The 12,662-nt window shown below is 72.4% G+C and carries 12 protein-coding genes and 1 riboswitch; of the genes, 4 read left to right on the forward strand and 8 right to left on the reverse strand.

Features of this window, described 5'->3' with window-relative positions:
* Window positions 1–278: 278 nt before the first annotated feature.
* The 3 genes from ACIGA3_RS25390 to ACIGA3_RS25400 form a co-directional block, all read right to left on the reverse strand.
* Window positions 279–1,001: an enhanced serine sensitivity protein SseB C-terminal domain-containing protein gene (locus ACIGA3_RS25390; RefSeq protein WP_399719922.1), complete on the reverse strand. Its 723-nt coding sequence runs from the start codon at window positions 999–1,001 to the stop codon at window positions 279–281.
* A gap of 192 nt (window positions 1,002–1,193) precedes the next feature.
* Complete coding sequence (locus ACIGA3_RS25395) at window positions 1,194–1,985, reverse strand: enhanced serine sensitivity protein SseB (protein ID WP_399719832.1); 792 nt, start codon at window positions 1,983–1,985, stop codon at window positions 1,194–1,196.
* A 64-nt stretch (window positions 1,986–2,049) separates the two neighbouring features.
* The gene (locus ACIGA3_RS25400) at window positions 2,050–2,718 is read right to left on the reverse strand and encodes an AAA family ATPase (protein WP_399719834.1); all 669 of its coding nucleotides are present in this window, start codon (window positions 2,716–2,718) and stop codon (window positions 2,050–2,052) included.
* Window positions 2,719–2,898: 180 nt separating this feature from the next.
* Window positions 2,899–3,010: riboswitch (glycine riboswitch) on the forward strand.
* A gap of 182 nt (window positions 3,011–3,192) precedes the next feature.
* Here ACIGA3_RS25400 and gcvT point away from each other — a divergent pair.
* From gcvT to ACIGA3_RS25420, 4 genes are all read left to right on the forward strand, one after another.
* Window positions 3,193–4,320, forward strand: a complete 1,128-nt coding sequence (gene gcvT / locus ACIGA3_RS25405) for a glycine cleavage system aminomethyltransferase GcvT (RefSeq protein WP_399719836.1) — start codon at window positions 3,193–3,195, stop codon at window positions 4,318–4,320.
* A 119-nt stretch (window positions 4,321–4,439) separates the two neighbouring features.
* Window positions 4,440–4,817, forward strand: a complete 378-nt coding sequence (gcvH, locus tag ACIGA3_RS25410; RefSeq protein ID WP_399719838.1) for a glycine cleavage system protein GcvH — start codon at window positions 4,440–4,442, stop codon at window positions 4,815–4,817.
* A 15-nt stretch (window positions 4,818–4,832) separates the two neighbouring features.
* Complete coding sequence (glyA, locus tag ACIGA3_RS25415) at window positions 4,833–6,113, forward strand: serine hydroxymethyltransferase (RefSeq protein WP_399719840.1); 1,281 nt, start codon at window positions 4,833–4,835, stop codon at window positions 6,111–6,113.
* A gap of 105 nt (window positions 6,114–6,218) precedes the next feature.
* Complete coding sequence (locus ACIGA3_RS25420; RefSeq protein ID WP_399719842.1) at window positions 6,219–7,586, forward strand: L-serine ammonia-lyase; 1,368 nt, start codon at window positions 6,219–6,221, stop codon at window positions 7,584–7,586.
* A 69-nt stretch (window positions 7,587–7,655) separates the two neighbouring features.
* On the opposite strand, the gene ACIGA3_RS25425 is transcribed toward ACIGA3_RS25420, so the two are convergent.
* The 5 genes from ACIGA3_RS25425 to ACIGA3_RS25445 all read right to left on the reverse strand — a co-directional run bounded on the left by ACIGA3_RS25425 (window position 7,656) and on the right by ACIGA3_RS25445 (window position 12,658).
* Window positions 7,656–8,651 carry a helix-turn-helix domain-containing protein gene (locus ACIGA3_RS25425; RefSeq protein ID WP_399719845.1) on the reverse strand — a complete coding sequence of 332 codons (996 nt, stop codon included), beginning with the start codon at window positions 8,649–8,651 and terminating at the stop codon, window positions 7,656–7,658.
* Window positions 8,652–8,829: 178 nt separating this feature from the next.
* Window positions 8,830–9,312 carry an SAM-dependent methyltransferase gene (locus ACIGA3_RS25430; RefSeq protein WP_399719848.1) on the reverse strand — a complete coding sequence of 161 codons (483 nt, stop codon included), beginning with the start codon at window positions 9,310–9,312 and terminating at the stop codon, window positions 8,830–8,832.
* Between the two features lie 74 nt (window positions 9,313–9,386).
* Complete coding sequence (locus tag ACIGA3_RS25435) at window positions 9,387–10,697, reverse strand: acetyl-CoA carboxylase biotin carboxylase subunit family protein (protein WP_399719851.1); 1,311 nt, start codon at window positions 10,695–10,697, stop codon at window positions 9,387–9,389.
* A 103-nt stretch (window positions 10,698–10,800) separates the two neighbouring features.
* A complete protein-coding gene (locus ACIGA3_RS25440) occupies window positions 10,801–11,550 on the reverse strand; it encodes a class I SAM-dependent methyltransferase (protein ID WP_399719854.1) in 750 nt (249 codons plus the stop codon).
* A complete protein-coding gene (locus ACIGA3_RS25445) occupies window positions 11,540–12,658 on the reverse strand; it encodes a hypothetical protein (RefSeq protein WP_399719857.1) in 1,119 nt (372 codons plus the stop codon). Before ACIGA3_RS25445 ends, ACIGA3_RS25440 begins: the two co-directional genes overlap by 11 nt.
* Window positions 12,659–12,662 lie beyond the last annotated feature (4 nt).

Below are 12,662 nucleotides of genomic sequence, written 5' to 3' on the forward strand. Positions count from 1 at the left end.
ACCTGGCTACGATCACCCGCCAGAGCTGACCGGGAAAGTATGCGCAACTGTGATGCGTTCCAGGGGATTCCGTTATCCGATCCACGGGTAACTATTATCGAATAGTGGCCAGTTGGGACACAACGGCTATTCGGCGCGGATGGGTCGGTAGCGGTGCTCGTCTACGCGCGCAGAGGAGCGCCCGAGGGCCTCACGTGCACCCGAGGGGCCGTCAAGAGCCTTGATCGCAGTTCGCGTTGCTCAGTAACCGTCGCGAACAGAGGTGCCCGGGCCAGGAATCAGTAGCCGCCCGTCGCCGGGGCGGCGGCGTGGGCCTCGCGGTCGTAGAACGGGCGGGAGTTGGCGCGCATCCACATGACGACGGGGTCGTAGTCGTCGGTCATGGCGACCGTGGAGACCGGCAGGCCCTCGGGGACCGCGCTCACCGACTGCTGCATCATCGCGCGGACCGAGTCGACCGCGGCCGGGGTGGTGTCGTACACGTCCAGGCCGAGGGCGAGGTAGGGGGCGCCGAGGGCGGGCTGCACCCAGACGCGGCGCAGGGAGCGCAGGGCCGGGGTGCGGTGGGCGTTCTGCGCGAGCAGGGCGTAGAACTGCGGTACCTCGATGGCGGGTTCGGACATCCGCAGGGGGCCGGCGGGCCGGCGGTCCAGGCCGGTGGCGATGCGGCGCAGGTCCAGCCAGGGGATGCCGACGCCGCCGCCGTGGGCGTGCGGGTTGAGCCAGAGGCCGTAGTGGTCCGGGTAGAGGGTGCGGGCGACATCGAGGCCGTCGACCACCTCGTAGGACCTGCTCCAGCCGCTGGCGGAGAGTTCCTGCGCGGAGGTCACACAGGGGGCGTAGCCGAAGCCGTCGACCTCCATGTTCCCGTACTGGGCGTCCGGGGAGCCGGCCTGGCCGTGCCACAGGAGCATCCAGATCTGGCCGGACGAGGGGGTGGCGAGGGCGCGCAGCAGTGCCTCGTAGGCGTCGTAGCGTCCGGGAGTGACCTGGCGCAGCATGTGCTCGACGCTGCCGCTTGGGCTCGCGCTCACCTGTCCTACCGCCCCTTCGTTGGGTGTTCCCCGCGTTTGGTGACAGCTTAAGCGCCCACCGGGGTGGGGACTTGTGCCGGTGCGCGGGTACGGGGCCGTCGTGGCTTGCCGCGCAGTTCCCCGCGCCCCTCACGGGTCGGCCTCGCGGGCCTCCGCTGCTCAGTTGCCGAACTGGTAGAACGGGCGGACGTTGGCCCTGAGCCAGTCGGCCACCGGGTCCTGGGCGGCGTCCAGGAGGACCAGGTTGACGGGCCAGGGGGCGGGGGCGCGGCCGAGGGCCTTGCCGAGGGCGTCCAGCGGGAGGGCCTGGAAGTCGCCCTCCCAGTGGGAGAGTTCGACGCCGACGAAGAGGACCGGCTCGGCGGTCTCGATGACGGCGAGACAGCGGCGGGCGCTGACGACGACCCCGGTCGCGGCGAATTCGGCGGAGGCGGCGGCGAGGAAGTCCACCGGGTCCTCCTGCCAGTCGGGCTCGAAGAGCCGGACCCGGCCGCCCATGGCCGGTCCGTCCAGCGGGGTGCGCCCGGCGCGGCACAGCTCGGCCACCACCTCGGGGGGCAGCGGCAGTCCGACCACACCCCCGGGGTTGACGACGACGCCCGCCTGCGGCGGCAGACCGCGCGCGAACTCCACGGCGGGCGCGACGGTGTGCGGGAGGTGCCCGCCGGCCGACTGCCGGAACTGCTCCTCGGAGCTGAAGACCGGGACGTACACCTGGCCGTCGATGTCGACGGTGGGCAGGTCTAGCGGGCCGCTGTGCGGGCCGCCGCCGTTGGGCAGCGGTATCCAGACGAAGCTGCGGGCCAGGACCTCGACGACGCGGGCGCCGGCCGCGGGTATGCCGAGGGAGGCGGAGAGGACCTCCTCCAGTTCGTTGCCGGGCCAACCGCCGTGCGGGTGGGGGTGTGCCTGTGCCGGGAGGTCCGCGGGAAGGTCCGCCGGGAAGTCCATGTGCCTACCGCCTGCTGGGAGTCATGCTGTGATGCAGAAGGCTATCCGGTACGGGTGCGGGGGTTCACTCGGCGAACTCGATCCGCTTCAGCCCGTCCGCCGAGGCGCGGTCCAGCAGGACCACCGAGCCGCAGCCGGCGGGACTCTCGCCGCGCTCCACGGCGCCCAGCAGGCGGGCGGTGGCGCCGCGGTGGCGGCGGAAGGCGTACCGGGACACGCCCCGGCCGCGCTCGCGCTGGCCGTGCCGGGCGGTGCCGGCGGGCACGTCGAGCAGGATCAGGTGCAGGGTGCCGCCCCGGCGGCGGGCCTCGCGGGCGAGCCACGCGCGGACCCAGGGCTGGGTGCCGCAGTCGTGCACGACGACGCCCTCGCCGGAGCCGAGCGCGCGGCGCAGCCCGGCGTAGTGGGCGAGGCGGACCAGGGGGCGGTAGAGCGCGTAGGGCAGGGCGGCGGGGAGGCGGGCGGCCCAGCGGTCGCGGGCGTCCTGGGAGTCGACGCGGTGGCCGGGGACCGTACGGCGCATCAGGGTGGACTTGCCGCTGCCGGGCAGCCCGGTGACGACGGCGAGGTCACGCGGCCCGAAGCGCAGGGTGCGGGGGCCGCCGCCCGGGCGGTCGCGCAGGTCGCGGACGACCGGCGCGGACCGCTCGGCCCGGCGCTCGTGGGCGGGCGCCGAAGGCTGCTGTGGCACCGGGATGCCGGTGGTCGTGGCGTACACCGTGGTTCTGTTCACCGTGATCGTCCTCCCCCAGTGGGCTCAGGTCATCTGGTGCCCAACCAATGTAAAGAGAAGGTAATGCGCGCGGTCGCCGGTTGGGTCCCCGAACGGCTACGGGCATGTCACAGCCGGTGGGCCCTTCAGGGCCGGGCCCTGCCGTGCGATGATGTGGCCGCCAACTGCATACCGGCCGCTTGAATCCGCGCGGGAGAGTCCCCAGACGTACGCCTGCCGTACGTCCCGTTGGGGCGCCGAAGGAGCAAGTCCCTCCCTTGAATCTCTCAGGCACCGTTACCGCGCGGGCGAGGCACATCTGAAAAGCGGGCCGCTGACGGCAGTGGCTCCACCCAAGGTGCAAGTCGTGACGACTCCCCGTGAGGGTCATGGCGAACCTCTCAGGTTCCGATGACAGATGGGGAGGAACGTTCCTCGCCATCTCCGCGTCCGGCTCCGTCCGCGCGGGGGACCCATCGCCCTGGGAGACGACCGATGAGCAGCACCGACTCCACCGCTCCGCGCCGCACCGCGCTCGACGCCGTGCACCGCTCGCTCGGCGCGACGATGACCGACTTCGCCGGCTGGGACATGCCCCTGCGCTACGGCTCCGAGCGCGACGAGCACCTGGCGGTGCGCACGCGGGCCGGGCTGTTCGACCTCTCGCACATGGGTGAGATCACGGTGACCGGCCCCGAAGCGGCCGCCCTGCTCAACTACGCCCTCGTCGGCGACCTCGCCTCGGTCGGCGTCGGCCGCGCCCGCTACACCATGATCTGCCGGGCCGACGGCGGCATCCTGGACGACCTGATCGTCTACCGGCTCGCCGAGTCCGAGTACATGGTGGTGGCCAACGCCTCCAACGCCCAGGTCGTGCTGGACGCGCTGACCGAGCGCGCGGCCGGCTTCGACGCCGAGGTCCGCGACGACCGCGACGCCTACGCGCTGCTCGCCGTCCAGGGCCCGGAGTCCCCCGGCATCCTCAAGGCCGTCACCGACGCCGACCTCGACGGCCTGAAGTACTACGCCGGGCTGCCCGGCACGGTCGCGGGCGTGCCCGCGCTGATCGCCCGTACCGGCTACACCGGCGAGGACGGCTTCGAGCTGTTCGTGAAGCCGGAGCACGCGGCGCAGCTGTGGCAGGCGCTGCTGGAGGCCGGGGCCGCCGCCGGTCTGGTGCCGTGCGGTCTGTCCTGCCGGGACACCCTGCGTCTGGAGGCGGGCATGCCGCTGTACGGGCACGAGCTGACCACGGAGCTGACCCCCTTCGACGCCGGTCTCGGCCGCGTGGTGAAGTTCGGCAAGGAGGGCGACTTCGTCGGCCGCGAGGCGCTCACCAAGGCCGCCGAGCGCGCCGAGGCCGAGCCGCCGCGCGTCCTGGTCGGCCTGATCGCCGAGGGCCGCCGGGTGCCGCGCGCCGGGTACACCGTCGTCGCCGACGGCACGGTGATCGGCGAGGTCACCTCCGGCGCCCCCTCCCCCACCCTCGGCAAGCCGCTGGCCATCGCCTACGTCGACGCCGCGCACGCGGCGCCCGGAGCCACGGGTGTGGGCGTGGACATCCGGGGCAGCCACGAGCCGTACGAGGTCGTGGCGCTGCCCTTCTACAAGCGCGCCAAGTAGACACTGGCACCGGGTCCGGCCGTCCCCGGCGTGACCCTGCGCACATTTCACCCGCTCTTCAGCGGTTCGAGCCCTTTTCCCCCGACGAGCACGTCCTCGCGTACAGGAGAATTCAGGTCATGAGCAACCCGCAGCAGCTGAGCTACAGCAAGGAGCACGAGTGGCTGTCGGCCGCCGAGAACGGCGCGTCGACGGTCGGCATCACCGAGCACGCGGCCAACGCGCTCGGCGATGTGGTCTTCGTGCAGCTTCCCGAGGTCGGCGCCGAGGTCACCGCGGGCGAGTCCTGCGGCGAGCTGGAGTCCACCAAGTCGGTCTCCGAGCTGTATTCGCCCGTCTCCGGTGAGATCACCGAGGTCAACCAGGACGTCGTGGACGACCCGTCGCTGGTGAACTCCGCGCCCTTCGAGGGCGGCTGGCTGTTCAAGGTGCGCGTCGCCGCGCAGCCGGACGACCTGCTCTCCGCCGACGAGTACACCGCCTACACCGCAGGCTGAGGAGCCAGTAGCCGTATGACTGTCCTGAACACGCCCCTGCACGAGCTGGACCCGGAGATCGCCGCCGCGGTCGACGCCGAGCTGCGCCGCCAGCAGTCGACCCTGGAGATGATCGCCTCCGAGAACTTCGCACCGCTCGCGGTGATGGAGGCGCAGGGTTCGGTCCTGACCAACAAGTACGCCGAGGGCTACCCGGGCCGCCGCTACTACGGCGGCTGCGAGCACGTCGACGTGGCCGAGCAGATCGCCATCGACCGGCTCAAGGAGCTGTTCGGCGCCGAGTACGCCAACGTCCAGCCGCACTCCGGTGCCTCCGCGAACCAGGCGGCGCTGTTCGCGCTGGCCCAGCCCGGTGACACCATCCTGGGCCTGGACCTCGCGCACGGCGGCCACCTCACCCACGGGATGCGGCTGAACTTCTCCGGCAAGCAGTTCGACGTGGTCGCGTACCACGTGGACGAGGAGACCGGCCTGGTCGACATGGCCGAGGTCGAGCGGCTGGCCAAGGAGCACCGCCCGAAGGTGATCATCGCGGGCTGGTCGGCGTACCCCCGTCAGCTGGACTTCGCGGAGTTCCGGCGGATCGCGGACGAGACCGGGGCGTACCTGTGGGTGGACATGGCGCACTTCGCCGGTCTGGTCGCGGCGGGCCTGCACCCGAACCCGGTCGAGCACGCGGACGTGGTGACCTCCACCACGCACAAGACGCTCGGCGGGCCGCGCGGCGGCATCATCCTGGCCAAGAAGGACTTCGCCAAGAAGCTGAACTCCTCGGTCTTCCCCGGCTTCCAGGGCGGCCCGCTGGAGCATGTGATCGCCGCCAAGGCGGTCTCCTTCAAGGTCGCGGCCTCGGAGGACTTCAAGGAGCGCCAGCGGCGTACGGTGGAGGGTGCCCGTATCCTCGCCGAGCGGCTGACCGCACCGGACGCCCGCGAGGCCGGGGTGAACGTGCTCTCCGGCGGCACGGACGTCCACCTGATCCTGGTGGACCTGCGTGAGTCGGAGCTGGACGGGCAGCAGGCCGAGGACCGGCTCCACGAGGTCGGCATCACGGTCAACCGCAACGCGGTCCCGAACGACCCGCGGCCGCCGATGGTCACCTCCGGTCTCCGGATCGGCACGCCCGCCCTCGCCACCCGCGGCTTCACCGCCGAGGACTTCGCCGAGGTCGCGGACGTGATCGCGCTGGCGCTGACGGCGCCGTCCCCCTTCGGGGAGGGCGACGCGGAGGCGCTCGCGGCCCGTGTGCGGGCGCTGGCGGACAAGCACCCGCTGTATCCGACGCTGGGCGAGTAGTACCCCGTAGTTGTTGTCCGGGTGCCCCGCCCACTGCCGGTGGGCGGGGCACCCGTGCTGTGTCCGCACCACCTTTTTGTACCTGTTCGTATGGAGGAGTCACCCGTGGCCGTCTCGGTCTTCGACCTGTTCTCGATCGGCATCGGCCCGTCCAGCTCCCACACGGTCGGCCCGATGCGGGCGGCGCGCATGTTCGCCCGCCGGCTGCGCAACGAGGGCGTGCTGGACCCCGTCGCCGCCGTCCGCTGCGAGCTGTACGGCTCGCTCGGCGCCACCGGCCACGGCCATGGCACCCCGAAGGCGGTGCTGCTCGGCCTGGAGGGCGCCTCCCCGCGCACGGTAAACGTGGAGGGCGCGGACGACCGGGTCGAGGCGATCAGGAAGTCGGGCCGGCTCAGCCTGCTCGGCGAGCACGAGATCGCCTTCTCCTACGACGACGACCTCGTCCTGCACCGCCGCGAGACCCTGCCGTACCACGCCAACGGCATGACCCTGTGGGCGTACGACGCCTCGGGCGCGGAGCTGCTGACCAAGACGTACTACTCGGTCGGCGGCGGCTTCGTCGTGGACGAGGAGGCGGTCGGCGCGGACCGGATCAAGCTGGACGACACGGTGCTGAAGTACCCCTTCCGCACGGGTGACGAGCTGCTGCGCCTCACCAAGGAGACCGGCCTGTCGATCTCCGCGCTGATGCTGGAGAACGAGCGGGCCTGGCGCACCGAGGAGGAGATCCGCGAGGGGCTGCTGGAGATCTGGGGTGTGATGCGGGAGTGCGTGCGCCAGGGCATGTCCCGCGAGGGCATCCTGCCGGGCGGCCTGAAGGTGCGCCGCCGCGCGGCCGTCTCCGCCCGCCAGCTGCGCGCCGAGGGCAACGCGCTCGCGCACTCCATGGAGTGGATCACCCTGTACGCGATGGCGGTGAACGAGGAGAACGCGGCGGGCGGCCGCGTGGTCACCGCGCCCACCAACGGCGCGGCCGGCATCATCCCGGCGGTGCTGCACTACTACATGAACTTCGTGCCGGGCGCGGACGAGGAGGGCGTGGTCCGCTTCCTGCTGGCGGCGGGCGCGATCGGCATGCTCTTCAAGGAGAACGCCTCCATCTCCGGCGCGGAGGTCGGCTGCCAGGGCGAGGTGGGCTCCGCCTGCTCCATGGCGGCGGGCGCGCTCGCCGAGGTGCTCGGCGGCTCCCCCGAGCAGGTCGAGAACGCGGCCGAGATCGGCATGGAACACAACCTGGGCCTCACCTGCGACCCCGTCGGCGGTCTCGTCCAGATCCCCTGCATCGAGCGCAACGGCATGGCCTCGGTGAAGGCCGTCACCGCCGCCAAGATGGCCATGCGCGGCGACGGCTCCCACAAGGTCTCCCTCGACAAGGTCATCAAGACCATGAAGGAGACGGGGGCGGACATGAGCGTCAAGTACAAGGAGACGGCGCGGGGCGGGCTCGCGGTGAACATCATCGAGTGCTGATGGTTGGGCCCTGACCAGCGAACGGTTCCTCTGCCGCCTGGCCTCGTCCCCCTGCGGCTCAGTGCGCGCTCAGGAGAGGAGGCGCAGCTCGGCGATGCGCAGGCCCGCCTGGAAGCGGGTCTGGACGCCCAGGCGGTCCAGCAGGCCGGAGAGGAGGCGGCTGAGGGTACGGGAGGAGACGCCCAGGTGGCGGGCGATGGCCTCGTCCTTGACGCCGTCGGCGAGCAGCCGGACGACCACCAGTTCCTGCTCGTCGAAGACCGGCCGGGATGCCTGGCCGTCCTCCGACTGGCGCGGAAGCGTGGCAGTGTGCCAGCAGTGGTCGTAGAAGGCGTGCAGCGCGTTCATGACCTGGCGGCCGTGGACGGCAAGCGCTCCTTCGCTGCTGTCGGCCGGGTTGGTGGGCAGGACCGCGAGGTCGTCGTCGAAGAGGATCATGCGGATGGGCAGGAACTCCGCCGTGCGGACCTCCCGGCCCGGGCGGGCGGCGTCCGTCAGGTAGGCGGCCACGTAGGGGACTTCGGCCGTGCGCCGCTGGTAGAGGACGTCGACCTCGATGTTGCGGCCCTCCATCTCCTTGTCCCGGAGCAGCATTTCGTCGATGACGTCCTCGGGCGGGGGGCCGCCGGGGTGCATGGACCTCATACGGCTGCGCACCATGCTGCCGGCGTCTTCCAGGAAGGAGTTGACCAGGGCCGGAGTCGCCAGGGTCTCCACCTCGACCGGGGCGCGCCGCTCGTTGCGCAGGTCCGAGAAGTTCACGGTGAGCGAGGCGATGGCGGTCCTGATCCGCGTCAGCCGTTCGGCGTGCGCCGCGGCCTGCCGTTGCTCGGATACGAACAGACGGGTGAGGGCGGCCTCCGGTTCGACCGTCGCGAAGCCGCACAGCGTGGTCGGCGCCGGGGTCAACAGCCCGGTGGCGAGCAGGCGGTCGCATGCCTCCTCCGCTTCGGCGGGCGAGCAGTCCGCCCCGGCGGAGACCTCGTCGAGACCCCATCCGGGGTTCCGGTAGATCAGTCCGTACACCGAGCGGTCCAGCCGGCTCCGGTCAACGTTCGCGCGCATGTGGTTCCCCCTCGTCCCTGCCTTGTGGGGGTCGCCCTCCAGCGGGATGCCCGAGATCCTATGCAGCCTGCATTCGGCCACGCGAGCGGGAAAACCTGTGATCAATATCAAAGGGCCGAACCCTGCGTCGGACGTCGACGCAGGTCCCGGCCGTACAGCTGGTCCGGGCCGGGCCGGGTCAGTAGTACTGGCGCATGATCTCGGTGGCCCAGCCGGGCTGGGTCGTGGCACCGCGGGGCCCGAATTCGGCCATGTAGGGCTTGATGTCGAGTACGGGCGTGCCGTCGACGGCGTCCAGTCCCCCCACGTGGACCTCCAGCCCGTCGACGCGCAGCAGCCGGCAGCGGGACACCCCGATCCGGTTGGGCCGGTTCTTGCCGCGCTGGGCGAATATGCCGACCAACGGCCAGTCGGTGTTGCCGCGCGGGTGGCGGGCGCCGGTCTCGACCCTCTCCACCGGGACCCGGTCGAAGTGGTAGACGATCTCCACGTGGGAGAAGGAGTCCAAGCCGGCGAGCGCCTCCGGCCCGAACCGCGTCCCGTCCAGCCGGATCACGGCGGACACCTCGCCCCATGCGTCGTCACGGACCTCGGCCCGCCCGCCGACCACCTGGCCGACCGGATCGGAGACCACCTCGGCCAGGGTGCTGCTGTCTGACATGTGCTGCGCCTTTCAGGAGAACGGGGCGATCATGGCCCACCGTACGCCGGGGAGCGGCGTGTGCGGTCGGGTTGTCACACGGCGGTGGAGGAGGATTCGCTCCAGAACGCATCGAGCAGGGCGCGGAGTTCGTCCAGGACGGCCCTCAGCCCGGCGTGGTCCGGGGCGGACCCGTACACGACACCGAGGGCGCCGGCCGTACCCGCGCGCCAGTGGGCCGGCCGGCCGGCCGCTTCGGGTACGTCGACCAGATCCACCCCGGGGACGCGGGCCAGATCCTCGACGGGCACTGTGCGGCCCGTCCGTTGCGAGCCTTCCGGGGGGACCAGCATGTACTGGAACCCCACCCGGCCCGGCGACGCGGCCGCCAGTGAGGGGCGGGGGTCGGCCACGGAGAGCCCGAGTGCCAGCCGCAGGGCCGCCGCCACGAGGTCGTAGCCGTAGGTGCGCTGCACGATCTCGGCGACGTGGCCGCCCAGGCGGCCGTTGACCTCGATGATCCGCGGCCCGTCGGGGGTCAGTTTGATCTCGGTGTGGGTCACTCCGCTCCGCACGCCGAGGGCCCGGACGGCCTGCCGCTCCAGTCGCACGATGTCCGCTGCGAGAGCGGGGGTCACCGGAGCGGGCAGGATGTGGCCGGTCTCCCGGAAGGGCGGGACGAGCGGGGGTTTGCCCGTCACCGCGACGGTCCGTGGTTCGCCGTCGACCACCACGGACTCCACGGAGACGTAGTCGCCGACTCCCGGGCCGGCCTGTCCGGGGTCCCCGGGCAAATACTCTTCCAGTACGAAGTCCCGTCGCGCGGCGGGGCCGTGGCCCTCGGTGAACTCGGCCAGCCGGGACCGGCACTCCCGCTCCGAACGGACCAGGCAGGTGTCCACGCTGCCCGCGCCGAACCTCGGCTTGAGCACGGCCGGAAGGCCGACGAAACCGAGCGCGCCGGTCACGCTTCCGGGGTCGCGCAGCAGGGCGCTGCGGGTGTGCTGCACCCCGCTGTCCTCGAGGACCCGCCGCTGCCGGAACTTGTCGGTGAGGGCGTCCACGATCTCGGGAGAGTGGAAGGGCAGCCGGCACGCCGCGGCCACCAGCGCCGTCAGGCGCAGGCGCCGTTCGCTGAACGTGATCACGCCGGCCGGGCCGAGGCCGACGGCGAGGCGGCACACCGCCTCGTCGTCGAGGCCGGTCATGTCCGCGATCTCGGCGTGACCCGCCACGCTGCGCAGTCCGGCCTCCAGTCGCGGGTCCCCCGGCTCGCAGAGCAGGACGACCCGGCACAGGCCCCGGGCCGCCGCGAGTACGCGCATGGGCGCGGCGGAACCCTGGTCGTGGACGAGCAGCAGCACGGGCAGGTCGGACCGCGCGGGGCGGGGCGGGGTCGGGCCCATGGGACGGCCTCCGGTCGAAGGTCACGGGAAGGGGCCGGGAGACGGAGCGGGGCGGGGCGGTCCACCCGGGCGCGGACACGTGCGTGCGGGCCGCCCCGGCCTCTCAGGCCCGGCGGGCGGTGATGTTCAGCCGGACGTAGTCCACGACCGGCTCCGGGAGCCGGGCGGCGACGGCGCGGACGAAGTCCTCGTGGTCGGACTCGGGCAGCCGGTCCAGGTGGGAGCCGAGCACCACCGTCGCGAGGTAGCTCCACAGCTGCTCGCCGGGCTCCAGACGGGCGGGGTCGGGCTGGAGGGTGACCTCGATGTCCGTGAACCCGGCTGCCTCCAGCCGCGCGGTGGTGTCCTCGACACCGGCGAAGTACCAGACCTTCTCGCCCTCGCCGGAGGCTCCGAGCACCTCCTCGACGGCCGCGTTGATCCGGGCGACGTTGCCCTCGCCGCCGCACTCCGCCACGAACTGGCCGCCGGTGCGCAGGGACCGGGCCAGGTTGGCGAAGAGTGCCGCGTGGTCGGTGATCCAGTGGAACGTGGCCACGCTGGAGACCGCGTCGACCTGGGACCCCAGGGCCAGCGGCCGGGTGAGGTCGGCGTGGACGACGTCGAGGCGGTCGAGCCGGTCGGAGAGCTTCGCCCGCAGCTGGTCCAGCATCCGGCTGGAGCCGTCGACGCCGATCACCCGGCCTCCGGGGACGAGGTCGAGCAGTGCCGCCGTGTCACGGCCCGTCCCGCACCCGGCGTCCAGGACGGTCTCGGTGCCCCGCAGGTTCAGGCGGCCGAGGGTCCGCTTGCCCCACTCCTGGTGCGGCAGGGGAAGCGAGTCGTACGTCTTGGCGTCCCATTCACGGGGCACGGTGCTGCTCCTTCGTGTCGTTCTTCTCGGTACCGGTGAGAACCCGGTCGGGTCCGGCGGCGATCGGCGTGCCGTTGAGGACCACCTCGACCCGGATCGGGTGCGCGTCCCTGACCAGCCGCAGGGATTCCCCCTGGGCCAGCCAGGCGCGCATGGCCCCGGCCGGTCCGCCGCCGTCGTCGTCGTTCCCGGCGGACGGGTCCGCCGGCAGCAGCTGGACGAGGAGGTTGCGCAGCCCGGCCGGGGCGTCCTGGGCGGAGTACGGTCCGCGCAGGTCGATACGGCCGGAGGCGTGGACGGCGTCCTGGGCCGCGGGCCCGTCGGCGTCCGTGCCGGTGGACGGCGGCGGGCCGGGGCGGGCGGCGAACCGCAGGGCCTCCGCCGCCAGCGCGGACAGGACGTACTCCTGCGCGCTGGGCGCCACGTCCGCGCCGAACAGTTGCTTCGGCTGGTCGGACTCGGCCCGCACCCCGTCGACCTCTGCGATCACGTGGGCGCCCACCTCCCAGGCGACCCGCGCGGTGCGCCGCCGGGTCGCGGTGAAGGGGTCCGTACCGGCCGCGAGCGGCCGGCCGGTGAGGTGCACGTCCTGTTCGGTCTGCACCACGACACGGATCTCGTTCGGGTCCTCCAGGGTGCGGTGGCCGCTGCTGCGCTCACGTGCCGCCCGGGCCGCGCCGTGGGCCTGCTCCGCGGAGACCTCGCCCTCGATGTGGATCCCGTACGACAGCAGGGCCCGTCCCCCGGTGTCGTCGAACTCGACCACGGGCAGCACCTCCAGGAAGGTCAGGAGGCAGCCCTCGCCGGTCAGCCAGGCCACCACGCTGTCGGCGACGGAGGCCCCGAGGCCGGCCAGGAGCGACCCGACCGGGTCGAGGCAGTGCGGGGGTCCGGAGGCGGATCGGTGAGGGTCCGCGCGGCTCTGGTGGAGGCTGAAGGGCCGCGCGACGCGGCTGGACCCGAGGCGCATGGGCTCGGTGTCCACCCGGCACCGTTCGCCGGGTTCGGGATGGGCCTGCACCCCGATGCTCAGCTGGGCCTCCCAGGAATCCTCCCGGATCTGCTCGGCCAGCGCGTGCCGGGCGGCCAGGTCGACGCCGTTCAGCATCGCT

Origin of the sequence: Streptomyces sp. NPDC085596, from assembly GCF_044541565.1 — a bacterium.
Taxonomy (GTDB): Bacteria; Actinomycetota; Actinomycetes; order Streptomycetales; family Streptomycetaceae; genus Streptomyces.

What these genes read in the sequence shown, in the direction of transcription:
- ACIGA3_RS25390 (WP_399719922.1), bottom strand. Translation starts at nt 1,001, where the DNA reads ATGCTGCGCCAGGTCACTCCCGGACGCTACGACGCCTACGAGGCACTG.
- ACIGA3_RS25395 (WP_399719832.1), bottom strand. Translation starts at nt 1,985, where the DNA reads ATGGACTTCCCGGCGGACCTTCCCGCGGACCTCCCGGCACAGGCACAC.
- gcvT (WP_399719836.1), top strand. Translation starts at nt 3,193, where the DNA reads ATGAGCAGCACCGACTCCACCGCTCCGCGCCGCACCGCGCTCGACGCC.
- gcvH (WP_399719838.1), top strand. Translation starts at nt 4,440, where the DNA reads ATGAGCAACCCGCAGCAGCTGAGCTACAGCAAGGAGCACGAGTGGCTG.
- glyA (WP_399719840.1), top strand. Translation starts at nt 4,833, where the DNA reads ATGACTGTCCTGAACACGCCCCTGCACGAGCTGGACCCGGAGATCGCC.
- ACIGA3_RS25425 (WP_399719845.1), bottom strand. Translation starts at nt 8,651, where the DNA reads ATGCGCGCGAACGTTGACCGGAGCCGGCTGGACCGCTCGGTGTACGGA.
- ACIGA3_RS25430 (WP_399719848.1), bottom strand. Translation starts at nt 9,312, where the DNA reads ATGTCAGACAGCAGCACCCTGGCCGAGGTGGTCTCCGATCCGGTCGGC.
- ACIGA3_RS25435 (WP_399719851.1), bottom strand. Translation starts at nt 10,697, where the DNA reads ATGGGCCCGACCCCGCCCCGCCCCGCGCGGTCCGACCTGCCCGTGCTG.
- ACIGA3_RS25445 (WP_399719857.1), bottom strand. Translation starts at nt 12,658, where the DNA reads ATGCTGAACGGCGTCGACCTGGCCGCCCGGCACGCGCTGGCCGAGCAG.